We start from the raw sequence: 23,943 nt of genomic DNA, 5'->3' as shown, positions 1-23,943 counted from the left end.
GGCAGTCGGGTCCGGACAGCGCAGGGCCCCGGAACCGGCGCAGGGGTCCCGGGGCCCGGTCAGGGGACAAGGGCCGTCGGGCCCGTCCGCCGCAGCCGTCACACGCGGCGCAGTACCGCCACCACCTTGCCGAGGATGGTCGCGTCGTCGCCCGGGATCGGCTCGTACGCCGAGTTGTGCGGGAGGAGCCAGACATGGCCGTCCTCGCGCTTGAAGCGCTTGACCGTGGCCTCGCCGTCGAGCATCGCGGCCACGATGTCGCCGTTCTCGGCGACCGGCTGGCGGCGGACCGTGACCCAGTCGCCGTCACAGATCGCGGCCTCGATCATGGAATCGCCGACGACCTTGAGGACGAACAGTTCACCGTCACCGACCAGCTGGCGGGGGAGCGGGAAGACGTCTTCGACGGACTCCTCCGCGAGGATCGGGCCACCGGCGGCGATGCGGCCGACGAGCGGGACGTACGACGCGGCGGGCTTGCCGGCGGTGTCCGTGGGCTGCACCGACGAGGACTGGTCCGAGCCGCGCACCTCGTAGGCGCGCGGGCGGTGCGGGTCGCGGCGCAGGAATCCCTTGCGCTCCAGCGCCATCAGCTGGTGGGCGACGGAGGAGGTGCTGGAAAGGCCGACGGCCTGGCCGATCTCCCGCATCGACGGCGGGTAGCCACGCCGCTGCACAGAGTCCCTGATGACCTCGATCACCCGGCGCTGCCGGTCGGTGAGTCCGGAGCTGTCCGCCCGGATGCCTGGAGGTCGGCCCGGCAAGGAGCGCTTGTGTCCCTCAGGATTCGTGGCTTCGTTCATCGCATGCACCGGCTCAAGTCGGCCCTGGGAGCGGTCCTGGGCAGTGATGGTGGCACTGTCTGCGGTGGTGGTCACGTCGGCCCCTCTCGATGGTCTCCCTGCTGGACAACGGTAGTTGCTTTCGAAAGGTTGCGCCAAACACACGTTCGAGTGAAAAAACGCGAATAGCCTGACTTGGTCGTGTGTCTGGGTGTATGGCTGACGCGGTACCTGGCGGGCAAAAGGTGCCGTTGTTGTACTTTTCGCCGCCCGGATGGCCACCTCGTGGGTGCCGCCCCAGTCTGCCATCCGCCATCTCGCGAACTGGGAACGGGCCCCCATCTGCGCGGGAACCCCACGTGCCCTCCGTGTGGCGCCCACGGTATCTCCGCATGTGCCGCGGCGATACGGTCATGCGCTGCCGTGTGTCGGTGCGGCGTACGCGCCGACGGTGCGGGCCAATACGATGCGACACGCGCGTACGGGTGTGTATGTATGGGCCAATCCCCACATCTAGTGGTTGGATTGCAGCAGCAGCCCAGAAGTTGTGGTCCCCCGGGTCTACAGGCTCTCGGAGATCGCCTATGCTTGGGGCTGCTTCGAGGGGCCCAAGTGGCCTCTTGGGGCTATTGAGTCTGCTGTGAGGAGGGTTGGACGTTCATGCACTGCCCCTTCTGCAGGCACCCCGACAGCCGCGTCGTCGACAGTCGTACGACCGACGACGGCACGTCGATCCGCAGGCGCCGCCAGTGTCCTGACTGCTCCCGTCGTTTCACGACCGTGGAGACGTGCTCGCTCATGGTGGTCAAGCGGTCCGGGGTCACCGAGCCTTTCAGCCGTACCAAGGTCATCAATGGCGTGCGCAAGGCATGTCAGGGGCGGCCCGTCACCGAGGACGCGCTCGCCCAGCTCGGCCAACGGGTCGAGGAGGCGGTGCGGGCCACCGGGAGCGCCGAGCTGACCACCCACGACGTGGGGCTGGCCATACTCGGCCCGTTGCAGGAGCTCGACCTCGTCGCCTATCTGCGATTCGCGTCCGTTTACCGGGCGTTCGACTCGCCCGAGGACTTCGAGGCCGCCATCGCGGAACTGAGGGAACAAACAGGGGCACCCGCCGCGGACGACGATGACCGCGAGGACGCTGTCCCGGGGGGCCAGGAAGGCGATCGCGGGTCCGGAGGGGCTGCTCAGGTCCCCGGGCCCGCACGCACCGCCGACTGACCCGTGGGCCGGACCGGAGCTTTGGACTCCGGATCCGGCCGGGCGGCGGCGATGAGAAGACCAGTTGCGGGCGGCAGCGAGAGGGTGCCCGCAACACCAGACAAAACACCGTGCCACGGGAACATCGGGGCACTTCTGGGCGTTTTCGCCCGTACCAGGGAGGCGGCATGACAGAGACGGCGAGCGGTCCGGCACGAGGTTCCCGAGCGAAGGGAACCAAGGCGCCGAAGGGCCTGCGTATCGAGCGCATCCACACCACCCCCGGCGTGCATCCGTACGACGAGGTGGAGTGGGCGCGTCGTGACGTCGTCATGACCAACTGGCGCGACGGCTCGGTCAACTTCGAGCAGCGTGGCGTCGAGTTCCCCGACTTCTGGTCGGTGAACGCGGTCAACATCGTCACCAGCAAGTACTTCCGTGGTGCCGTGGGCACCCCGCAGCGCGAGACCAGCCTCAAGCAGCTGATCGACCGCATCGTGAAGACGTACCGGAAGGCCGGCGAGGACAACAAGTACTTCACTTCGCCCGCCGACGCCGAGATCTTCGAGCACGAGCTGGCGTACGCCCTCCTGCACCAGATCTTCAGCTTCAACAGTCCCGTCTGGTTCAACGTCGGCACCGCACAGCCCCAGCAGGTCTCCGCCTGCTTCATCCTGGCCGTCGACGACTCCATGGACTCGATCCTCGACTGGTACAAGGAAGAGGGCATGATCTTCAAGGGCGGCTCCGGAGCCGGCCTGAACCTCTCCCGGATCCGCTCCTCCAAGGAGCTGCTCTCCTCGGGCGGCAACGCCTCGGGCCCGGTCTCCTTCATGCGCGGGGCCGACGCCTCCGCAGGAACGATCAAGTCGGGTGGCGCCACGCGCCGCGCGGCCAAGATGGTCATCCTCGACGTCGACCACCCCGACATCGAGGACTTCATCCAGACCAAGGTCAAGGAAGAGGAGAAGATCCGCGCCCTTCGTGACGCGGGCTTCGACATGGACCTGGGCGGCGACGACATCACGTCCGTCCAGTACCAGAACGCCAACAACTCGGTCCGCGTGAACGACGAGTTCATGAAGGCCGTGGAGAACGGCGACAAGTTCGGCCTGCGCGCGCGGATGACCGGCGAGGTCATCGAGGAGGTCGACGCCAAGGAGCTCTTCCGCAAGATGGCCGAGGCCGCCTGGGCCTGTGCCGACCCGGGCATCCAGTACGACGACACCATCAACCGCTGGCACACGTGCCCGGAGTCGGGCCGGATCAACGGCTCGAACCCGTGCAGCGAGTACATGCACCTGGACAACACGTCCTGCAACCTCGCCTCGCTGAACCTGATGAAGTTCCTGAAGGACGACAGCAAGGGCCACCAGTCCTTCGACGTCGAGCGCTTCTCGAAGGTCGTCGAGCTCGTCATCACCGCGATGGACATCTCCATCTGCTTCGCGGACTTCCCGACCCAGAAGATCGGCGAGAACACGCGCGCGTTCCGCCAGCTCGGCATCGGCTACGCCAACCTCGGCGCCCTGCTGATGGCGACCGGCCACGCCTACGACTCCGACGGTGGCCGCGCCCTCGCCGGCGCCATCACCTCCCTGATGACCGGCACGTCGTACAAGCGCTCCGCCGAACTCGCCGCGGTCGTCGGCGCGTACGACGGCTACGCCCGCAACGCCCAGCCGCACCTGCGCGTCATGAAGCAGCACTCCGACGCCAACGGTGTGGCCGTCCGCGTGGACGACCTGGACACGCCGGTCTGGGCCGCCGCCACGGAGGCCTGGCAGGACGTGCTGCGCCTCGGCGAGAAGAACGGTTTCCGTAACTCCCAGGCGTCCGTCATCGCCCCGACCGGCACCATCGGCCTGGCGATGTCCTGCGACACCACCGGCCTTGAGCCCGACCTCGCGCTGGTCAAGTTCAAGAAGCTGGTCGGCGGCGGTTCGATGCAGATCGTCAACGGCACCGTGCCGCAGGCCCTACGTCGGATGGGCTACCAGGAGGAGCAGATTGAGGCGATCGTCGCCCACATCGCCGACCACGGCAATGTGATCGACGCCCCCGGCCTCAAGCAGGAGCACTACGAGGTCTTCGACTGCGCCATGGGCGAGCGGTCCATCTCGGCGATGGGGCACGTGCGCATGATGGCCGCGATCCAGCCGTGGATCTCCGGCGCGCTCTCCAAGACGGTCAACCTGCCGGAGACGGCGACCGTCGAGGACGTCGAAGAGGTCTACTTCGAGGCCTGGAAGATGGGCGTCAAGGCGCTCGCGATCTACCGCGACAACTGCAAGGTCGGCCAGCCGCTCTCCGCCAAGACCAAGGAGAAGGAGAAGGCGGAGGTCACGGAGAAGACCGAGGCGGCCATCCGTGAGACGGTCGAGAAGATCGTCGAGTACCGCCCGGTCCGCAAGCGCCTGCCCAAGGGCCGCCCCGGCATCACGACGTCCTTCACGGTCGGCGGCGCCGAGGGCTACATGACCGCCAACTCCTACCCGGACGACGGTCTCGGCGAGGTCTTCCTGAAGATGTCCAAGCAGGGCTCGACCCTCGCGGGCATGATGGACGCCTTCTCCATCGCGGTCTCCGTCGGCCTCCAGTACGGCGTGCCGCTGGAGACGTACGTCTCGAAGTTCACGAACATGCGCTTCGAGCCGGCCGGCATGACGGACGACCCGGACCTGCGGATGGCCCAGTCGATCGTCGACTACATCTTCCGCCGCCTGGCGCTCGACTTCCTGCCCTTCGAGACGCGCTCCGCGCTCGGCATCCACTCCGCCGAGGAGCGCCAGCGCCACCTGGAGACCGGTTCGTACGAGCCGTCCGACGACGAGGTCGACGTCGAGGGCCTGGCCCAGTCGGCGCCGCGCGCCCAGGAACTGAAGGCCGTCGCCACGCCGAAGGCCGAGGTGGAGGCGGCCAAGGCCGCGCCGCAGGAGGCCCACACCAGCGCCGAGCTGGTGGAGATGCAGCTGGGCATCCAGGCCGACGCTCCGCTCTGCTTCTCCTGCGGTACGAAGATGCAGCGGGCCGGCTCCTGCTACATCTGCGAGGGCTGCGGCTCGACCAGCGGCTGCAGCTGACACCGGGCCGGGGCGCGTCGCCCGCCTGACAGGTAGTCCTTGAGGAGGAGGGGCGCCGGCTCTATGCCGGCGCCCCTCTCGCGTACCTCTTCGACGCGATCGTCGTCCTTCGCAACGCCTGAGACTCAGTGCCTGTGTGCCTGGCCCATGATCGCGGTGAAGTTCGCGGGGTCGTCCTCGAATCCCTTCATGCCCGGGTGGAATTCCCAGGTGCCGGTCTCCTCCCGCACGAACTCGGCGAACGTCACCGCCGTCGCTCCCAGCACACCGCCGAAGTCGTCCTCGGCCAGGACCGTGTAGCCCTCCCGGATGCGAAGAGCGGGGTTGATCACACTGACGAAGGTGCGGTGGCCGGGCCGCTGTTGGATGATCGCGCCGACCACCACGCGCGCGTAGCGGGCATCGAGCCGTTCGAGTTCGACCGTCAGGACCTCGTCCCAGCCGAAGCCCTTGCCGTCCTGGCTGTCACGGTTGAGGTAGATGGTGCCGTCGGGGGAGCGGCTGTCGAAGTGCACCACATAGGCGGGATCGCCGTACGGATCGCTCGCGAGGTAGGTCGCGGCGACGACGTCCAGATCGGTCGGCGGCTGCCCCGCCGGACTGGGGTCCCACTTGAGGGCGACTTCGACCTTGCGGATCCCCTTGCTGAGAGCGTTCACCAGACTTCCCCTTCCCCGTGTCGTCGGCCCGAACCTCCTGGCAGGCAAGGCCGGTTGCCCATCCTGTCACGCGCGCGGGGTTGCTCGTGGGAGAGCTCTGTGCCCGAGCGTGACCGGCGCCACGCTCCGTGGCCTTACGATGGCGCGGTGCTGGTCAAGTGGATTCGTTGCACCGTGGTGGACCGCCGCGGTTTCGAGCGGGGGCAGCGAAAGTGGGCGGGGCTTCTGGGGGAGCCGGGCTTTCGGGGACAGGGGGGCGGCTGGAGTCGGGGACGGCAGAGTGTGGCCCACGTCTTCGCCTTCTGGGAGAGCCGTGCCTTCTACGACTCCTTCATGGCCCGCTCCCACGACCGGCTGGCGGCGACCCAGTCGGGCACCTTCAAGGACATCCAGGTCAAGCTGTTCGACTACCGCTTCGATGTGAAGACCGGCTTCGAACCGCGGTTCACGGACGCCGACCTGGTGCGCTTCGCTCATTGCCATGTCCACGAGGAGCGCGCCGAGCACTTCACGCTGATGCAGGAGAAGGTCTGGAACCCCGCGATGGCCGGCTCGCCCGGCATGATCCGCGGGCTGTTTGGCGAGGCGCCGGGGAGCGAGTTCCTGGTGCTGTCGATGTGGCGATCGGCCGCCGAACACGGCAAGTACCGTACCGAGCGCGTGGAGCGACTCGCCCTGCGGGCCCAGACGGAGGCGGACATCGCCTCCCTCACGGGCGACATCGTGGACCTGGAACCGACCTGGATAGTCTGATATCCGGACCCGTTGATCACGTGCCGTGATGGGGCTCGTGGTGCGGGAAGGTGTGACCTACGCCGTATGGAGCCCGTACGACTGCTCGATATGGCCTCCCCCGATCTAGGGTTTCGGCATGGCACGACCACGGCGCATCGTCCTTGTCCGGCACGGCGAGTCAACCGGCAATGTTGATGACACCGTGTACGAGCGTGAACCCGACCATGCCCTGGCACTCACCGAGCGGGGCTGGCAGCAGGCAGAGGAGACCGGCAAGCGGCTGCGCGAGGTGTTCGGCCGCGAGCGCGTCAGCGTGTACGTCTCCCCGTACCGCCGTACGCACGAGACGCTGCGGGCCTTCCACCTGGACCCCGAGCTCATACGGGTGCGCGAGGAGCCCCGGCTGCGCGAACAGGACTGGGGGAACTGGCAGGACCACGACGACGTCCGGCTCCAGAAGGCCTACCGGGACGCGTACGGACACTTCTTCTACCGCTTCGCGCAGGGCGAGTCCGGAGCCGACGTCTACGACCGGGTCGGCGGCTTCCTGGAGAGCCTGTACCGCAGCTTCGAGGCGCCCGATCATCCGCCGAACGTACTGCTGGTCACCCACGGCCTGGCGATGCGCCTGTTCTGCATGCGGTGGTTCCACTGGACGGTCGGGGAGTTCGAGTCGCTGTCGAATCCGGGGAACGCGGAGATGCGGATGCTCGTTCTCGGGGACGACGGCAAGTACGTGATGGACCGGCCCTTCGACAGCTGGCGAACCGTATGCGGTCACTGGAGGGAGGGGCAGGGCGATGACCGTTGATTCCTCTCCCGACGGGCGCCTGAACCGCGCCCTGGCCAGCCTGCGTGGACTGGCCGTGGGGGACGCGCTGGGCTCGCAGTTCTTCGTGCCGGTGAACTACCCACTGCTGAAGCACCGCGAGCTGCCGCCCGGCCCCTGGCAGTGGACGGACGACACGGAGATGGCCTGCTCCGTGGTCGCCGTCCTGGCCGCTCACCACCGCATCGAACAGGACGCCCTGGCTCGCTCTTTCGCCGAGCACCACGACTTCGACCGCGGCTACGGTCCTGCGGTCAACCGCTTGCTGCGGCTGGTCCGGGAGGGCGGTGACTGGCGCGAGCTCGCCGCCGCGCTCTTCAACGGACAGGGGTCCTGGGGCAACGGCGCCGCGATGCGGATCGCACCCCTGGGCGCCTGGTATGCGGGCGATCCGGAGCAGGCGACCCACCAGGCGGAGATCTCGGCCTACCCCACGCATCAGCACCGTGAGGCCGTGGTCGGCGCCATGGCCGTCGCCGCTGCCGCCGCGCTGGCCGGTGCCCCCGGCGGTCCGCCCAGCGCCGAGGCGCTCCTCGACGGCGTCGTCGCGCTCGTCCCGAAGAGCGCCGTCGGCGCGGGCCTGCGACGAGCCCGGGACATGCTCGACTATGCCGACGCGTCCACCGTCGCCGCCGTGCTGGGCTGCGGTCGGCGTACGACGGCCCACGACACCGTGCCCTTCGCGCTCTGGTCGGCCGCCAGGGCACTGGGCGACTACGAGCAGGCGTTCTGGACGACCGCGCAGGTCGGCGGCGACGTGGACACGACCTGCGCCATCGTGGGCGGAGTGATCGCCTCCGGAAAGGCGGGGACGCCGCCCGCCGACTGGGTGGAGCAGACGGAGGCCTTGCCGACGTGGGCTCCTGCCTCCGCTTGACGGGACTGGCCGCCGTTTTCGTCCGGGCTCGCCGCCCGTCCACTGGGTACGGTCGACAGACGCGTTGAAACTCTCTGTGCGCGCCGGGAACTCTGCGTGACCGCTGAGGCGTTCTCGTGACATCCGCTGTGTGATGCACGGGGGTTCGCACAGGCAACTGGCGCGTGAGAGGCCGCAGGAGGTGGTCATGCAGTTCGTGCTGGATCTGTTGGTGTTGTCGGCCGCGGTGGCTGTGCCGGCCTTCCTCGCCGTGCTGGGCGAGACGCGGATGGCCGGACCGGTGTCCTCGCCGTTCGTCTGCGGGCACCGTCCGGCCATCCGCGGCTTTGCGTGGGTTGGTTCGGTTCAGCGGAGGCCGAGGCCGGCCCGCGGTGCGCGTCGTGCCGCCGTGTCCGCGAGAGCCTCCAGGTCGCTCTTGCGGACCCTGATCACCAACCAGGCGGTCACCAGGGCGAGTACAGCCATCGCCGCGGCTGCGACGAAACCCGTCGAAGCGGCCGGGGCGCTTCTCGGACTCGCTGATGTACAGATAGGCGTGAGCACGGCGACCAGTACCCCGATCCGCGCGTTGACGAAGAGCACCCACCGCCGTCGAGCACTCCGTGAGCACGCCGCCGGCGGGCAGCCCACAACGCGGCCGTGAGCAACTGCCAGGGCTCCTGGGCGAATCCGCCGGGCAGCGAGGCGAAGGTGAGGTTGTAGGCGCTGATCGCCCAGGTGATGTCCACAATCGTCGAGTCGAGTACCACCATGAGTTGGCAGCCGCGATGCCGGAGATCGCGATGCGGGGATGCCCCTCTCGGCGCTGGACGGCCGCCCCTGCTCGGACGGCCACCCGATCTGCTCGAGTTGTGCCGACGAGCGCGGGACGCGATGTTCTCGCGCCCCGGATTCGCGCTTCGCGCGATGATTCACGAATGCGACCCCACGGAGGTGGAACGCTTTCATGGGGTGATCTTCGAGGGTGTCGTAGGGCCGACCATCCGGCTGCTCCGCGAGATCATCACCCGTGGCATAGAGCGATACGAGGTGCGGCTCGATGCGGCCAACGGCTATGTGTTCGACGCCATCCCGACCATGATGATGTACCGCTCCAAGGTGTGCGCGAGCGAATGGAGCGATGGGGATCTCGCAGAGATGATCGACCAGTTGACGCTTCCGTTGCTGCGGCCGACCAGTGGTTGAGTGAGCCCCGCGGCGCTGGTGACGCCGTTAGGGGAAACCGGGGTGTCGGAGGGTGATCCGGGCGGCGTACGCTAAGGGCGCCATGCCGTACGAACCGCCTACTCACACCGTCGAGCGCTCCCTCCGCGCCACGACCGGAGCGAAGGTCGTTGCCGGCGTCGACGAGGTGGGGCGCGGCGCGTGGGCCGGCCCCGTCACCGTCTGCGCGGCGATCACCGGATTGCGCCGGCCCCCCGAAGGTCTCACCGACTCCAAGCTGCTCACCGTCAAACGGCGCACGCAACTCGCCGAGGTACTGCTGACGTGGGTGACGTCGTACGCCCTGGGGCACGCCTCTCCGGAGGAGATCGACCAGATGGGGATGACGGCCGCGCTGCGCCTCGCGGCAGTGCGTGCCCTGGAGGCCCTGCCGGTCCGTCCCGACGCGGTGATCCTCGACGGGAAGCACGACTATCTCGGAATGCCCTGGAAGGTGCGCACGGTGATCAAGGGTGATCAGTCGTGCGTGGCCGTCGCGGCGGCTTCCGTGATCGCCAAGGTTCAGCGCGACAAAATGATGGCCGAACTGGGTATCGACCATGCAGACTTCGACTTTGCGGCCAACGCCGGGTATCCGTCGCCCGTGCACAAGGCCGCACTGGAGGAGCGAGGACCGACCCCGTACCACCGGTTGTCGTGGGCGTATCTTGATGCGTTGCCCCAGTGGCGGCACCTCAAGAAGGTCCGCACCTGGGCGGACGGAAGCGTTCCGGAGATCGAGGGGCAGCTCGGCTTCGATTTCTGACGATTCCGCTCGCACCCATGTGCCACCCGCCGACGCGAGCCGTACCAGCGTTTGATAAAAATCAGCTCATGCCTCTCATTCCCGAGGAGCCTCAGATTCACGAGAGTGCCCAGGGTCCCCGCGCCACTCCGGCCAACGGCCGTACCGCGCCGACCCCCCGCCCCGTACCCGGCCCCCGCCCTGCGGCTCCGCCGCGCCCCGGTCGTCCCGGCCCGCTGCGGCCCGCGCCGCCGGCGCAACGTTCGCCGCGAGACGTGGCCGTGGCCAAGCCCGAACCGTCGGGCCCGGCCGCCCCTGTCGCCTCCGCTCCGGCGGCGGCCCCGCAGATCCAGCTGATCCCGGCCTCCGCCGAGGGTGCGCTCGATGCTGCCGAAGAAGCTGTCGACCTGTTGCTGGAATCGGGTCGCGCCCCGGGTGACGTGCTGGTGATCACCACCGGCGAACAGCATCCGTGGGCCGCCCACGAACTGTCCTTCGGAGAAGCCTCCTACTGGGCGCAGCACGATGCCGGTGACGATGTCTTCTACGCGGGCGCCGCCGTGGCGTCCCGCGCAGCGTCTCGTCCCGTGGTCGTGGTCGCCGTCAACGGCGGTCCCGACGCGGCTGCCGCCGACGCCCTGCCGCTGGCCCACGCCCGGGCCGGCGCCCTGCTGATCGTCTGCGGCGACCCGCTACAGATCAACTCGGTGCTGGGCGCGGCTGTCTGAGCCGCGTCCGGTAAGTCCGGGGGCGCCGAGGGTGACAAAGGTGCCGTCGAGGCGGTACCTGCACGGCGGACGCTTCGGCCTGCGCACATCCGCATGGCCAGGCTGCGGCCTGCGCGGAGGACCGGCATGGTCTGCGTGCGCATGCCCGGGGCGGTTCGAGAGCGCGGTCGGCCGACGAGCGGGGAGGCACGCTGCGAAGCGCGGGGCCGATTGTACGTAGAGCCCGGCGCGCGTCGTGGTCGTGCCAGTCCTGCCTGTCGTGCGGGCGGGCCGGCCTGCGTATCGGTCGTATCGGTGGTCCGAGCCGTCGTAGGACGCCGATGTGGGCGGCCTGTAGCCCGGACGTCGTAGAGGGACGGCCAGGGGCCCGCGATCGCCTGCGACGGCCCGTCGTGTCAGCGGGCCGCAGCGCGGCTCAGAACCTCCGAGGCGGCGCCACCGGTGCGTGGCAACAGGGGCGGTGCCTCGGAGGTGCCGAACGGTTCCGGAGCGGAGTTCATGTTCGGACGGCGGCCGCCCCGTCCCTCGCCGAGGACCTGCCAGCCGTCGCGGGTCAAGGTGATGTATGCCCCGCAGCGCAGCCCATGCAGGGTGCAGGCGTCACGCAGGCCCCACATCCACGCGCCGTCCTCCTCCGTCCAACGCGCGTCCCCCTCACGGCAGTAGAGCAGCACGGCGGTACGCACCGGTGTGCGGCGCCGCAGGTCGTGCGGGATCACCCGGCGCAGCTGGGCGAGCAGCACGTTGCGGAACATCCAGCCGTCCGCAGGTCCGGCGTGGCGGGTGAACGAGGCGCTCGCCCGCAGCCGCTCGTCGGGGTCGAGGACCGCGATGATCGCGGTCGCCGGTTTGGGGCGATGCCGTGTGTGCAGCCCGCTGACGACCTCGCGGGGGTTGCGCAGCAGAGGGATTCCGGCGGCGGCCCACTCAGCGGGTTCGAGTATGCGGGCCAGGGGGTTGGTGGATGCGGTGGACAGATTGGCGGACGACGACGTCGACGCCGCGGCGGACGGAGCGAATCCGAAGGTCACGGTCCTCCCTTCGGCTACGCGCCCGCACTGCGGGCGGGGTCGGATTCGGGGGAGCGCGCGCCGCAGCAGATCCATACCGGATCACGGGCGCGCCGTGCGGGGAGCAGACCTCAATTCTTCCTGTCGAACTTGGTTGCGGCAACGAGCAATTGAGCCCGCCGAACCTTATTCAACAGTTTGCGTCTTATATCCCTACCCAGGGGGCTGAGGTGCGACGCACGGGACGTTCGGGCACGGCACATTCGTACGCCGCCGAGGGGCTGCCCCAAGGGCGCAGGTTCACCCGCGTACGGCCAGGACCAGCGGCAACACCCCCCGTGCGCCGGACCGTAGGAGCAGGCGGGCGGCGACGGCGATGGACCAGCCCGTCTCGGTCATGTCGTCGACGAGGAGCACCGGACCGTCCGCGGCATGGAGAGCCGCTTGCAGCGGTGGGGGGACGGTGAGCGCCCCGCTCAGGGCTCGGAGGCGTTGGGCGCTGTTGGAGCGGGGCAGGGAGAGATCCGCCGCGTCGTTCGAGTACGCCAGTGATCCCAGCATCGGAAGGCGGCCGATCGCGGAGATTCTGGTGCCGAGCGAGTGGATCAGCTGAGGTCGGGTGCGCGAGGGCATGGTCACCACCCCGGCGGGACGGGGCGGGGCGTCCGGCGCGCCCGACGCCCAGCCGTCCGGCGCCTTGGCCCAGTCGGCCAGTACGGTCACGACGGCGTTCACCACGTCGTCGGGGGCCGGGGCGTCCGGTGCGTGGGGTGCGAGCAGGGGGCGGAGACGATTGCCCCAGCCGATGTCGGAGAGTCTGCCGAGCGCCCGGCCCGGCGTGGCCTGTTCACCGGGCGGGATCCGGCCCTTGAGGTTGACGCCGATGGCCGGGAGCCCGGTCGGCCACATCTTGCGAGGATCCACCATGACACCGGCGCGGGCGAGCGAGCCGCCGGCGGTGTCCAGGGCAGCCGGGGAGACCTCGGCCGTGAAACGAGGGCCGGCGCAGTTGTCGCAGCGGCCGCAGGAAGCCGCTTCCTCGTCGTCGAGTTGCTGCCGCAGGAACTCCATACGGCAGCCGGTCGTGGTGGCGTAGTCGCGCATGGCCTGCTGCTCGGTGGCGCGCTGCTTGGCGACCCATGCGTAGCGCTCGGTGTCGTACGACCAAGGGGCACCGGTGGCGACCCAGCCGCCCTTGACGCGGTGGACGGCGCCGTCCACGTCGAGGACCTTGAGCATGGTCTCCAGACGTGTGCGGTTCAGCTCCACGAGCGGTTCGAGGGCGGGTAGCGACAGCGGCCGGTCCGCGCGCGCGAGGACGTCGATCGTGCGACGAACGGCCTCCTCGGGCGGAAACGCCACGGAGGCGAAGTAGGCCCAGATCGCTTCGTCCTCGCGCCCGGGCAGGAGCAGCACCTCGGCATGTTCGACGCCACGTCCGGCGCGGCCGACCTGCTGGTAGTAGGCGATGGGAGAGGAGGGCGAGCCGAGGTGGACGACGAAGCCCAGGTCGGGCTTGTCGAACCCCATGCCGAGCGCGGAGGTGGCCACCAAGGCCTTGACCTGGTTCGCGATCAGGGCTTCTTCGGCCAGCTGGCGCTCGGCGTTCTCCGTCTTCCCCGTGTACGAGGAGACGGTGTGCCCGCACTGTCGCAGGAAGGCGGTGACTTCCTCGGCGGCGGCCACGGTGAGGGTGTAGATGATCCCGGATCCCGGCAGGTCGGCCAGGTGATCGGCGAGCCACGCCAGCCGGTGGGCAGCGTCCGGCAGCTGGACCACGCCCAGGCTCAGGCTCTCTCGGTCCAACGGTCCGCGCAGGACCAACGCGTCGGAGCCGGACCCCGTGCCCAGTTGCTCGGCGACGTCCGCGGTGACCCGTGCGTTGGCGGTGGCCGTGGTGGCGAGTACCGGAACGCCCGGCGGGAGTTCGCCGAGCATGGTGCGCAGTCGCCGGTAGTCGGGCCGGAAGTCGTGGCCCCAGTCGGAGATGCAATGGGCCTCGTCGACGACGAGAAGTCCGGTGGCGGCGGACAGCTCGGGCAGCACGTTGTCGCGGAAGTCCGGGTTGTTGAGGCGCTCGGGGCTACAGAACTGGGAAGGCGTTCAAATTCCAGGTGGACTTGGAGCCCTGACCTGTGTAAACGCTCTGATTGGGAGTGGCGGTGGATGAGCGCTCGGGCCTGGTCGTCCTCGGTCCACGCATGGTGGTCTAACCTTTCGTGACTGCATGGTCACGCTGGATGGATTCGCCGATTGTCAGCGGCATCGGGTTGCATGGGCACATGGACAACCTGGAGCTCCGCACTGAAGCCGACACCATCCTCGCTGAGCTCGTCGGTGACCCCGGGGGTTCGGCCCGGCTACGGGAGGACCAGTGGCAGGCGGTGGCCGCCCTGGTGGAGGAGCGCCGGCGGGCGCTGGTGGTGCAGCGCACTGGCTGGGGTAAGTCGGCGGTGTACTTCGTCGCGACGGCCCTGCTGCGTCGGCGTGGCTCGGGCCCCACGGTGATCATTTCGCCGCTGCTGGCGCTGATGCGTAACCAGGTCGAGGCGGCGGCGCGGGCCGGCATCCAGGCGCGGACGATCAACTCGGCCAATCCGGAGGAGTGGGACACCATCTACGGGGAGGTCGAGCGCGGTGAGACCGACGTTCTCCTCGTCAGCCCTGAACGCCTCAACTCCGTGGATTTCCGCGATCAGGTGCTGCCCAAGCTCGCGGCCACGACCGGTCTGCTGGTGGTCGATGAGGCGCACTGTATTTCCGACTGGGGCCACGACTTCCGGCCCGATTACCGCCGGCTGCGCACGATGCTGGCGGAGCTGCCGGAGGGCGTGCCGGTGCTGGCTACGACGGCGACGGCGAACGCGCGGGTAACCGCGGATGTGGCCGAGCAGCTGGGCACGGGGGGCGGGGATGCTCTGGTGCTGCGGGGGCCGCTGGACCGGGAGAGTTTGCGGTTGGGCGTGCTGGAGTTGCCGGATGCGGCGCACCGGCTGGCGTGGCTGGGGGAGCGGCTGGGGGATCTACCGGGTTCGGGGATCATCTACACGCTGACGGTGGCGGCGGCGGAGGAGGTCGCGGCGTTCCTGCGGCAGCGCGGGTATCCGGTGGCTTCCTATACGGGGAAGACGGAGAACGCTGACCGGTTGCAGGCGGAGGAGGATCTGCTGGCGAACCGGGTGAAGGCGCTGGTGGCGACCTCGGCGCTGGGGATGGGTTTTGACAAGCCGGACCTGGGGTTTGTGGTGCATCTGGGGTCGCCCTCGTCGCCGATTGCGTACTACCAGCAGGTGGGGCGTGCGGGGCGTGGTGTGGACCATGCGGATGTGCTGCTGCTGCCGGGGCGCGAGGACGAGGCGATCTGGGCGTACTTCGCATCGGTGGGCTTCCCGCCCGAGGAGCAGGTCCGGCGCACCCTGGCGGTACTGGGGGAGGCGGGCAGGCCGTTGTCTCTGCCGGCGCTGGAGCCGTTGGTGGATCTTCGGCGCTCGCGCCTGGAGACGATGCTGAAGGTCCTGGACGTGGACGGTGCGGTCAAGCGTGTGAAGGGAGGCTGGACCGCGACAGGGCAGCCGTGGGCGTACGACGCGGAGCGGTACGCCTGGGTCGCGAAGCAGCGGGCCGCCGAGCAGCAGGCCATGCGGGACTATGTGGCGGCCACGGGGTGCCGGATGGAGTTCTTGCAGCGGCAGTTGGACGACGAGCAGGCGGTCCCGTGCGGTCGGTGCGACTCCTGCGCCGGGCCCTGGCTCGATCCGGCCGTCTCTTCCGGTGCTCTTGCGGCAGCGACGGGCGAGCTGGACCGTCCGGGGGTCGAGGTTGAGCCTCGCAAGATGTGGCCGACCGGGCTCGCCGCGGTCGGCATGGACCTCAAGGGCCGTATCCCGGTGGGCCAGCAGGCGGTCACCGGGCGCGCCCTGGGTAGACTGTCGGACATCGGCTGGGGCAACCGCCTGCGCCCCCTCCTAGCGGCGCAGGCGCCGGACGGAACGGTCCCGGAGGACGTGCTGGCCGCCGTCGTGACGGTGCTGGCCGACTGGGCCCGCTCGCCGGGAGGCTGGGCCAGCGGCGCCCCTGACGCGGTGGCGCGGCCGGTGGGGATCGTCGCCATGCCCTCCCGTACCCGCCCGCAGCTGGTCCGCTCACTGGCTGAGGGCGTGGCCAGGGTGGGCAGGATCCCGCTGCTGGGCAGCCTGGTCTACGCCCCGCAGGCGGATGAGTATGCGGCGCACCGCAGCAACTCCGCCCAGCGGCTGCGCGCCCTGGCCGCCTCGTTCACCGTGCCCGACGAACTCGCCGCCGCACTGGCCGGCATCCCCGGCCCGGTCCTGCTCGTTGACGACTACACCGACTCCGGCTGGACCCTCGCCGTAGGCGCACGCCTCCTGCGTCAGGCCGGTGCCGACCAGGTGCTCCCGCTGGTCCTTGCTCTGGCCGGGTAGAGAACCCCCGCTGACCCCAGCACAGACCAACGCTGGCTGCGTGGTGACGCCACCGTCGAGATCGAGGAGTGGCAGTTCTGGGCCGAAGAGGAATAGCAGACGGGCCGCTCCGGGATTTTCGACACTGGCCACTGCGCCGAGGAGGCTACAGGCGAAGATTAAGGGAGCGGGAATAGCGTTCGCGTGAGGTCCTCCCGTAGCCGCTCCTTCAGGGAAGCAGGATTGTTGGTGTGTTCATGGGCGATTCGGAGCGTCTGGATATCGCAGTGAACCCAGTGTCGGTCGCGATCCTCGTCGTCGGCTTTGCGGGTTCGACCGTAGCGCCCTGCGGCCAAGTGCTTAGAAGGCGCTTTGCCTATCCGCCTCGCAGGTGCCCTGACCTGCGTCTTCTTTCACTACTGACGCGCTGTCAGTGATTTTGTGGGACCTATGTGGGATGAGGTGGTGTCTGAGGTTTGTGGGACGCGGTGCGTTCGCATTGGCTCCGGGGCCTCTCACATCACCTTCCCACGCCCGCAGTCCCTCGCGGAAACAATCGTGCCCCTCCATGGCGTTCTCGATCTCTAGTAGCGGCGTGACCGAGGTCTCGCGTCTTGCTGATGTCGAGGCAGAGATGCAGAGCCTCGTCGAGGCGCACATGGAGACGATACTGGGAGTGCGGTTCCTTGCGAGCGAGTACGTCATCGCCTGCTTTGACGGCGGGGGATCGACTCGCTGGGACTGGACGAGACCCCGGCTTCCCCAGGGGCGTGACAGGGCTGGGCCACCACTGGACGGGCGATTTGGAGTTGCAGCTTCGCACCGAGCGTGACGTGGAGAGAGCCCTGGAGGTGTTCCGGGTTAGCTACGCGGTGGCCTGAAACGCAAGCGCACCTTGGCCATTGGCGTTTTTTTGGGGGAGCGACAGAGACGTCGTGACGGTGCCTTCCGACGGGCGGGGCAGGTAGTGGCGGTGGACTATCAATGATGCGCGGTCTTGCCGGTTTGGCTAACCGGCGATCCCGGGCTATGTTGCCCGCCATGTGGCGCCATCGTGGCGGCCCATTGCCCGCATCCCGGCTTGCTATCAGCGGACGTGGGAGGGCAGTCCCTCCCGGCGTCGGTGGGGACCTTCCCGATAACGACGCGCTTACAGTCATTGACTGGGAAACACCCCCGCGTCGGCGGGGGACCACGTACGGCGCGAGCGGTTCTTCGCGCGCTGCTTCGGAACACCCCCGCGTCGGCGGGGACCACGCGGCCACCACGGCGGACGAGGGTTCGCCCTTGGGAACACCCCCGCGTCGGCGGGGACCACAACATGGGTGACCAGCGCCAGAGCGCGGACATCGGAACACCCCCGCGTCGGCGGGGACCACGAGTGGGACCCTGATGACACGACGCCCCTCGCCGGAACACCCCCGCGTCGGCGGGACCACGGTGGGCTGGGAATCGGGCATGGGTGATCTCCCGGAACACCCCCGCGTCGGCGGGGACCACGACCGGATCTCGCGCGCTGGCCGGATCTACTTCGGAACACCCCCGCGTCGGCGGGGACCACGAGCAGTGCTGAACTCGCGGGCCCCGAGAGACCGGAACACCCCCGCGTCGGCGGGGACCACACGATGCCCGCCCTCGCGACCTGCTTCCTGATCGGAACACCCCCGCGTCGGCGGGGACCACGCCTACATGGCGCCTGAAGTGCTGTCCGGCTCCGGAACACCCCCGCGTCGGTGGGGACCACCAGCAGATCGACGGGCCCGTCGCACAGTTCAACGGAACACCCCCGCGTCGGCGGGGACCACAAGCGCGTCTTCGTCAACTCGATGAGCGACGCCGGAACACCCCCGCGTCGGCGGGGACCACGAAAGGGCCCCCATCGTGGAATTCGACTTCGGCGGAACACCCCCGCGTCGGCGGGGACCACCGGTCCAGGACCACGGCGCCGGACGCGTCCAGCGGAACACCCCCGCGTCGGCGGGGACCACCGGTCCAGGACCACGGCGCCGGACGCGTCCAGCGGAACACCCCCGCGTCGGCGGGGACCACCGGTCCAGGACCACGGCGCCGGACGCGTCCAGCGGAACACCCCCGCGTCGGCGGGGACCACCCCATCTTCGTGAACTGCGGGGTGGGCAGTGACGGAACACCCCCGCGTCGGCGGGGACCACCTCGAATCCCGACCGACGAAGAGCGCGCTCAACGGAACACCCCCGCGTCGGCGGGGACCACGCATGGAGAACACCGAGCGGTCACCAGCCGCGCGGAACACCCCCGCGTCGGCGGGGACCACTCGTACGGCACGGTGACGCGGTTCGCCTCGACCGGAACACCCCCGCGTCGGCGGGGACCACGAGCACCACGTCCGGGACGGGGACGTCGGTCACGGAACACCCCCGCGTCGGCGGGGACCACGCGTTCTCCGACGCCGCGCCGGGACGGTACGACGGAACACCCCCGCGTCGGCGGGGACCACCACCGCAGCCACGCGACGACGCCGGGCAACGGCGGAACACCCCCGCGTCGGCGGGGACCACACAGCCACGTCGGCCGCGAAGCTCGAAGGGGTCGGAACACCCCCGCGTCGGCGGGGACCACGCCGGGAGATAAACGCCCGCCTCACGGGAAATCGGAACACCCCCGCGTCGGCGGGGACCACCTCTGGCGACGGCGGACAACCAGGCGCTCCCTCGGAACACCCCCGCGTCGGCGGGGACCACCTGCAGCTGACCGGTCACGCCCGCGCGGTCGCCGGAACACCCCCGCGTCGGCGGGGACCACACTTCCTGACCTTGCAATCAGCGGCTGCTTTGCTGTCTCTTTACCAAGGTCGTCTGTGCCGGTGTGGTGCGTTGAGGTCTCACCGGAAGACTGTACCCAGTTGCGTCTCGGGGGTGTCAGTGGCGTGTGGTTGAGTCCTCAGGCATTCCGGGGGAGTTGATGGAGGGGGAGGCGGGCAATGCGGCGTGGACGGTTTGCGGCGGTGGATGAGTCGGCGTGGGGGAAGGCGCGGGGGCTGGATCCGGCGCTTCCGCCGTATCCGCTTGTGCGGCATCTGCTGGATGCTGCGGCCATGGCGCTGTTCTTGTGGGATCGGTACCTATCGGAGAGCCAGCGGCATTGCATCGCCGCGGGTTTGGGGGTGGAAGGCGATCCCGCCCGGGCGCGGGCGGTGACGGCCTTGTGTGCGGGGCTTCACGATGTGGGGAAGCTGTCGGGCTTTCAGCTGTGCGATGTCCGTGCCCGTGAGCGGTTGAGTGATGCGCTGCGCGGGGACCGTGGGCGCATCGGCGTGGAGTGGATGCCGCACGGGGTGGCGGGGATGCACGCCGCTCCCGTGGTTCTGGCCGCCTTGGGATTCCGGGAGGACGATGGCTCTGCCAAGGGGGTCGTGCGCAGGGTCGCGGAGATCATTGGTGGTCACCATGGTCGGTTCCATGAGTGCACGGGCCTTCACCCGGTGAACATGGATCTGCTGGGGGGTCCGGCCTGGGCCAGGCAGCGGGAGGCTCACGCCGGCGTTGTGTTCGAGGCGCTGGGCGCGCCGGTGCCGCCGGATCGGATGGAAGCGCCGGCGGCGGTGTTGGTGACCGGTGTGGTGATTCTGGCGGACTGGTTGGTCAGCCAGGAGGAGTATCTGCGCGGTCGGCAGCGGGAGTTGAGCACGAGCCTGACGGAGCACTTCGAGCGGTCGTGCGCGGATGCTGGGGGGCTGGTGCGCGAGGCTGGCCTGCTGCCGGTGGAACTGGAGCGGAAGGATTTCGCGGAGGCGTACGGCATCACGGGCGAGCCGAATCCGCTGCAGCAGTCGGTGGCGGAGGAACTCGCCGCTGCCGTCGGCTCGGGCAGTGGGGCGGCCGGTGACGGCCGGCGGGGCGGAATCCTTCTGGTGACCGCGGCTCCCGGGGACGGCAAGAGTGAGACCGCGTTGGAGGCGGAGCGGGTGCTGTCTCAGCGGTTCGGCACCCGCGGGTTTGCGTTCTTGCTGCCGACCATGGCGACCAGTGACCAGATGTATGGGCGAGTGGCCGGTGTGGTGGCCCGGCAGGCGGGGTCGCTGGCCGGGCTCACCTTGACGCACAGCATGGCCTGGCTCAACAGCGCCTACGCAGAGGACGAGCCGGGCGGTGGGCGGGTGCTGACGTGTGAGGGGGAGGAGGACGGCGCGGACGGGCCGGCGCGGCGTGAGCTGGACATGCGGCCGGTGCGCTGGCTGCGCGGTGCGAAACGGCCGTTGCTGGCCCAGTTCGCGGTCGGCACGGTGGACCAGGCGCTGATGGCGGTGCTGCCGGTGCGGCACAACGCGCTGCGGCTGCTGGCGTTGTCCGGCAAGACGTTCATCCTGGACGAGGCGCATGCCTACGACCCGTATATGCAGGTGCTGTTGGGCCGGTTGCTGAACTGGCTGGGCTGGTACGGGGTGCCGGTGGTGTTGCTGTCGGCCACGCTGCCCGCCTCGGTGAGCGACCGGTTGATCAAGGAATACCTCAGGGGCGCGAAGCGGTTGACGAAGGCGGAGCTGAGGGGCCGCACATTCAAGGCGCCGTATCCGGGCTGGCTGTATGTCGATGCGGCTGAGGGGACGTGTACGCAGATCTCCGAGGCGCGGCAGAAGGAGCAGGCGGTGGCGCGGCGGATGCGGCTGTCGGTGCAGATGGAGCCCGTGGTGCACGGTGAGGGCGGGGGCGGGTCGAATCGGCTGGCGGTGATCCAGCGGCTGCTGAAGCCGGTGATCGAGGGCGAGGGAGGCTGCGCGCTGGTGGTGTGCAACACCGTTGCCGAGGCCCAGCAGACCTACCTCAGCCTGCGCAAGGTCATGGCCGCGCGCTCGCAGGCCGGCGACGGTGGCGAGGTGCAGTTGCTGCACGCCCGGTTCCCGGGTGAGGAGCGTGAGCGGCGCACGCTGACCGTGACTGCCGGCCTGGGACGCTCCGGGCCCCGGCCCGCGCGGCGGATTGTGGTGGCGACCCAGGTGGTGGAGCAGTCGCTCGACCTGGATGCGGACGTGGTCATCAGCGATCTGGCCCCCCTCGCGCTGCTGTTGCAGCGGGCGGGCCGCTGCTGGCGGCACGAGACCTGGTGGGCCGAGCGCGGGCGCCCGCAGGGCCGTACACGGCCCACCTGGGCGAAGAGCCCGCGGCTGGTGGTGCTGGACCCGCTGGCCGGCGGCCGCGGTGTGCCGGGCCGGTGGGGCGAGGTGTATGCCGAATTCCTGTTGAAGGCCACCTCCGAGGTTCTCGCGCGGCGGGGGGCGGAGCCGATCGCGATTCCGGAGGACGTGCAGGAGCTGGTCGAGGAGGTGCATGGGGACCGCGTGGACCGGTTCGCCTGGGACGATCCGGCGAAGTCGGCGGCCTACACCGCCTACCGGGGCAAGGAACTGGCGGATCGCAGCGTCGGGGACGTGCTCGTCGTCCCCCGGGCGCGCAGCGTGTCGGGCCTGGACGCGCTGCATCATCTGCGGGGCGCGGAGGAGGAGTGGGAAGCGGCGACCCGGCTCGGCGCCGACACCGTCCGCCTGCTGTGCGTCTACGCCCACACCGACGGCACCACCACCCTGGACGCGGAGGGCACCCGCCCGCTGCCGGGGCTGGACGGCCCTGTCACCCCCTCGGACGTACGCGTCGTGATGGCGCGCACCATCCCGGTCAACGCCAGTTGGTTCAAAGGGGCGTTGGACCACTTCGGGGTCCCGGACGAGTGGGTGGAGCATCCGCTGCTCGGCGACCTGGTGATGCTGCGGCAGCCGTGTGCCGACGGGTTGGCGCGGCCGGTGCCGGTGGGTGGCAAGAGCCTGTACCTGGATCCGGAGCTGGGTCTGGTGCGGCAGTGATGCCCTGGCGCCGGATCGGCGACGTGCCCGCATAGCCACGAGGCGATGGGGGCGCGCCGACAGGTTCTCCAACTACCGCTGTTCGCAAGATAGTTCGACTTGATGGGTGGGGGCCGGGCGTTGTCAGTGCCGGCTGCTTCACTGTGCCCACGGCTTCGCTCGTCACCACGAGGGTGAGGCGCGGGGGCCTTTGCGTGCCCGCGTGCGGCGAGACGAACAGAAAAGGAAAAAGGGGGAGGGGAGCATGGCCGAGGGGTATGACCTGCGTGACGAGCCCTGGATTCCGGTCCGGTGGGCGAACGGCGCATCTAGCCGGTGCGGGGTGCGGGAGTTGTTCCACCGGGCCCACGAGATTGTGGACCTGGAATTACCTGTGCCGCCGGCCGCGTCCGGGCTGCTGCGCATCCTCGCGGCGATGACCGCGCGTATCGCCCGCGACGACGAGGGGGTGCTGCTGGACGATGAGGACGCGGCGGAGGAGATCACTGCCTGGCTGGAGATGCGCGACCAAGTACTTGCGGCCGGCCGGTTCGACCCCGAGGCGGTGGACGCGTACCTCGATGAGGAGGTGCCTGCGGGACGCTTCGACCTGTTCGACTCGGTGCGGCCCTTCCTGCAGGAGCCACGGCTGGAGGCGGAGTGCCTGGATGCGCAGGGCAGCCTGAACCCGTCGGGGGTGAACAAGCTGGTCTTCGGGCGGCCCACCGGGGTCAACGGGGCCGTTCTGTTCGGGCACTTCACGGATGGTGAGCCGGTGGCGGTGCCGGCGGCCGAGGCCGCCTGGCACCTGATCGCTCAGCTGTACTGCGGGCCCGCCGGACAGTGCACCCCCCGCCGCATCACCGAGGTGCGCTCCGGCAGCGGGGATGCGGGCCCGTTGCGCAAGGCGGTCTCGTACCACGCGTGGGCTCCGGATCTGTTCACCACGCTCGTGCTGGCCGTCCCGGTACCGGACGGTGGCGCGGACGGCGAGGTGCCGGATGAATGCCCTTGGGAGGCAGGGGAGTTGGCGGAACCACTCGCCCCGCTGGTGGAGCTGACGTGGCCGGGGCGCGTTTTGACCGGGCGGTTTCGGCACGCTGTGCTGCTAGTGCCGTCCGTGGACCGCACTGCGGCCGTCGACGCCTACATCACCTGGTCCACGCACGAGCCCAAGCCCACCGCGCGCGACCCGTACGTCATCCTCGACCGCGGCAAGGAGGGCCAGCTCAACGTCCGCGAGGCGGACGGAGCGCGCGCCCTGTGGCGGGACGTGGACGCGCTGCTGCTGATGGACAGCAGCCAGCCCGCGCTGCGCCCGCACAGCCTCAACAGCCTGCCGCCCCGGCTGCGGCGGCGCTTGTCGGTGCGGGCCTACGGCTTCCATCAGGACGGCAAGCAGACCGACACGACCTGGTTCGAGGCCACCACCCCGCCCATCCTGCACTGGCAAGAAGAGATCGATCCGCGCATGGCCCGCCATCTGGCCCGCTGCCACCAGGTGGCCGAAGAGGTGGGCGAGCGCCTTCAGTACGCTGCCCGCCTGGCCTGGAAACTCGCCACCGACGCGAGCGTCGCTGCGACGGACACGGTCAAACTCGACCGGCGCAAGCCCGGCCCGTGGGCTGCGGCCGCTGTGGGCCGCTACTGGCCGGTGGCCGAGCGGGAGTTCTGGCAGCTGGCCCACCCCGACCGGTGCGACACTCCGGCGCTGCCCACGCTGGTGACGGCCGCGCTGACAGCGCTCGATGAGGCCATCGGAGCGGCCAACCGGGCCGACATCCGGGTGGCCCGCGCCCGCACCCGCGCCCGCGCATACCTGCGCGTGCTCCTGCGCGCCGCCGCCTGACCCACCACCC

Annotated in this window: 14 protein-coding genes, 3 pseudogenes and 1 CRISPR repeat array; of the genes and pseudogenes, 12 read left to right on the top strand and 5 right to left on the bottom strand. The window is 69.6% G+C overall.

Features of this window, described 5'->3' with window-relative positions; all coding sequences use genetic code 11:
• Positions 1 to 98: 98 nt before the first annotated feature.
• Complete coding sequence (gene lexA, locus AB0I77_RS43495) at positions 99 to 878, bottom strand: transcriptional repressor LexA (protein WP_363288400.1); 780 nt, start codon at positions 876 to 878, stop codon at positions 99 to 101.
• Between the two features lie 564 nt (positions 879 to 1,442).
• Here lexA and nrdR point away from each other — a divergent pair.
• On the top strand, positions 1,443 to 2,003 hold the full coding sequence (gene nrdR, locus AB0I77_RS43490; protein WP_363288399.1) for a transcriptional regulator NrdR: 561 nt from the start codon (positions 1,443 to 1,445) through the stop codon (positions 2,001 to 2,003).
• Between the two features lie 167 nt (positions 2,004 to 2,170).
• The gene (locus AB0I77_RS43485; RefSeq protein ID WP_363288398.1) at positions 2,171 to 5,065 is read left to right on the top strand and encodes a vitamin B12-dependent ribonucleotide reductase; all 2,895 of its coding nucleotides are present in this window, start codon (positions 2,171 to 2,173) and stop codon (positions 5,063 to 5,065) included.
• Between the two features lie 125 nt (positions 5,066 to 5,190).
• On the opposite strand, the gene AB0I77_RS43480 is transcribed toward AB0I77_RS43485, so the two are convergent.
• Positions 5,191 to 5,724, bottom strand: a complete 534-nt coding sequence (locus tag AB0I77_RS43480; protein WP_363288397.1) for a TerD family protein — start codon at positions 5,722 to 5,724, stop codon at positions 5,191 to 5,193.
• A 147-nt stretch (positions 5,725 to 5,871) separates the two neighbouring features.
• On the opposite strand from AB0I77_RS43480, the gene AB0I77_RS43475 reads away from it, so the two are divergent.
• From AB0I77_RS43475 to AB0I77_RS43465, 3 genes are all read left to right on the top strand, one after another.
• Positions 5,872 to 6,477 (top strand): YdbC family protein, encoded by a 606-nt coding sequence (locus AB0I77_RS43475; RefSeq protein ID WP_363288396.1) that lies wholly within the window; start codon positions 5,872 to 5,874, stop codon positions 6,475 to 6,477.
• 118 nt (positions 6,478 to 6,595) lie between these two features.
• Positions 6,596 to 7,270, top strand: a complete 675-nt coding sequence (locus AB0I77_RS43470; RefSeq protein ID WP_363288395.1) for a histidine phosphatase family protein — start codon at positions 6,596 to 6,598, stop codon at positions 7,268 to 7,270.
• A complete protein-coding gene (locus AB0I77_RS43465; RefSeq protein ID WP_363288394.1) occupies positions 7,260 to 8,165 on the top strand; it encodes an ADP-ribosylglycohydrolase family protein in 906 nt (301 codons plus the stop codon). Before AB0I77_RS43470 ends, AB0I77_RS43465 begins: the two co-directional genes overlap by 11 nt.
• 635 nt (positions 8,166 to 8,800) lie before the next feature.
• On the opposite strand, the pseudogene AB0I77_RS43460 reads toward AB0I77_RS43465, so the two are convergent.
• Positions 8,801 to 9,000 (bottom strand): annotated as a pseudogene (locus AB0I77_RS43460) (MFS transporter); the annotation flags it as partial.
• Between the two features lie 2 nt (positions 9,001 to 9,002).
• Here AB0I77_RS43460 and AB0I77_RS43455 point away from each other — a divergent pair.
• The 3 genes and pseudogenes from AB0I77_RS43455 to AB0I77_RS43445 all read left to right on the top strand — a co-directional run.
• Positions 9,003 to 9,350 (top strand): annotated as a pseudogene (locus AB0I77_RS43455) (TetR-like C-terminal domain-containing protein); the annotation flags it as partial.
• 82 nt (positions 9,351 to 9,432) lie between these two features.
• Positions 9,433 to 10,134 carry a ribonuclease HII gene (locus AB0I77_RS43450; protein ID WP_363288393.1) on the top strand — a complete coding sequence of 234 codons (702 nt, stop codon included), beginning with the start codon at positions 9,433 to 9,435 and terminating at the stop codon, positions 10,132 to 10,134.
• A 68-nt stretch (positions 10,135 to 10,202) separates the two neighbouring features.
• Positions 10,203 to 10,841 carry a hypothetical protein gene (locus AB0I77_RS43445; protein ID WP_363288392.1) on the top strand — a complete coding sequence of 213 codons (639 nt, stop codon included), beginning with the start codon at positions 10,203 to 10,205 and terminating at the stop codon, positions 10,839 to 10,841.
• Positions 10,842 to 11,236: 395 nt separating this feature from the next.
• On the opposite strand, the gene AB0I77_RS43440 is transcribed toward AB0I77_RS43445, so the two are convergent.
• Together AB0I77_RS43440 and AB0I77_RS43435 are read right to left on the bottom strand one after the other, a co-directional pair.
• The gene (locus AB0I77_RS43440; protein WP_363288391.1) at positions 11,237 to 11,872 is read right to left on the bottom strand and encodes a hypothetical protein; all 636 of its coding nucleotides are present in this window, start codon (positions 11,870 to 11,872) and stop codon (positions 11,237 to 11,239) included.
• Between the two features lie 279 nt (positions 11,873 to 12,151).
• Positions 12,152 to 13,897 (bottom strand): helicase-related protein, encoded by a 1,746-nt coding sequence (locus AB0I77_RS43435; RefSeq protein ID WP_363288390.1) that lies wholly within the window; start codon positions 13,895 to 13,897, stop codon positions 12,152 to 12,154.
• 236 nt (positions 13,898 to 14,133) lie between these two features.
• Here AB0I77_RS43435 and AB0I77_RS43430 point away from each other — a divergent pair, with 236 nt between their 5' ends.
• The 4 genes and pseudogenes from AB0I77_RS43430 to casA all read left to right on the top strand — a co-directional run bounded on the left by AB0I77_RS43430 (position 14,134) and on the right by casA (position 23,933).
• Positions 14,134 to 16,293: a RecQ family ATP-dependent DNA helicase gene (locus AB0I77_RS43430; protein WP_363288441.1), complete on the top strand. Its 2,160-nt coding sequence runs from the start codon at positions 14,134 to 14,136 to the stop codon at positions 16,291 to 16,293.
• 731 nt (positions 16,294 to 17,024) lie between these two features.
• Positions 17,025 to 17,153 (top strand): annotated as a pseudogene (locus AB0I77_RS43425) (transporter); the annotation flags it as partial.
• Positions 17,154 to 17,439: 286 nt separating this feature from the next.
• Positions 17,440 to 19,053: direct repeats of the CRISPR family, unit length 29 nt; unit sequence CGGAACACCCCCGCGTCGGCGGGGACCAC.
• Positions 19,054 to 19,231: 178 nt separating this feature from the next.
• Positions 19,232 to 22,105, top strand: a complete 2,874-nt coding sequence (gene cas3 / locus AB0I77_RS43420) for a CRISPR-associated helicase Cas3' (protein ID WP_363288389.1) — start codon at positions 19,232 to 19,234, stop codon at positions 22,103 to 22,105.
• Between the two features lie 244 nt (positions 22,106 to 22,349).
• Positions 22,350 to 23,933: a type I-E CRISPR-associated protein Cse1/CasA gene (casA, locus tag AB0I77_RS43415; protein WP_363288388.1), complete on the top strand. Its 1,584-nt coding sequence runs from the start codon at positions 22,350 to 22,352 to the stop codon at positions 23,931 to 23,933.
• The last annotated feature ends 10 nt before the right edge of the window (positions 23,934 to 23,943 follow it).

The sequence above is a fragment of the Streptomyces sp. NPDC050619 genome (genome assembly GCF_040654815.1).
Taxonomy (GTDB): Bacteria; Actinomycetota; Actinomycetes; order Streptomycetales; family Streptomycetaceae; genus Streptomyces.
This window is presented reverse-complemented; position numbering and strand designations above follow the sequence as displayed.

Bases quoted from the DNA above. Each gene is read 5' to 3' on its own strand.
- nrdR (WP_363288399.1), top strand. From the start codon at position 1,443: ATGCACTGCCCCTTCTGCAGGCACCCCGACAGCCGCGTCGTCGACAGT.
- AB0I77_RS43485 (WP_363288398.1), top strand. From the start codon at position 2,171: ATGACAGAGACGGCGAGCGGTCCGGCACGAGGTTCCCGAGCGAAGGGA.
- AB0I77_RS43470 (WP_363288395.1), top strand. From the start codon at position 6,596: ATGGCACGACCACGGCGCATCGTCCTTGTCCGGCACGGCGAGTCAACC.
- AB0I77_RS43465 (WP_363288394.1), top strand. From the start codon at position 7,260: ATGACCGTTGATTCCTCTCCCGACGGGCGCCTGAACCGCGCCCTGGCC.
- AB0I77_RS43450 (WP_363288393.1), top strand. From the start codon at position 9,433: ATGCCGTACGAACCGCCTACTCACACCGTCGAGCGCTCCCTCCGCGCC.
- AB0I77_RS43445 (WP_363288392.1), top strand. From the start codon at position 10,203: ATGCCTCTCATTCCCGAGGAGCCTCAGATTCACGAGAGTGCCCAGGGT.
- AB0I77_RS43430 (WP_363288441.1), top strand. From the start codon at position 14,134: ATGGACAACCTGGAGCTCCGCACTGAAGCCGACACCATCCTCGCTGAG.
- cas3 (WP_363288389.1), top strand. From the start codon at position 19,232: ATGCGGCGTGGACGGTTTGCGGCGGTGGATGAGTCGGCGTGGGGGAAG.
- casA (WP_363288388.1), top strand. From the start codon at position 22,350: ATGGCCGAGGGGTATGACCTGCGTGACGAGCCCTGGATTCCGGTCCGG.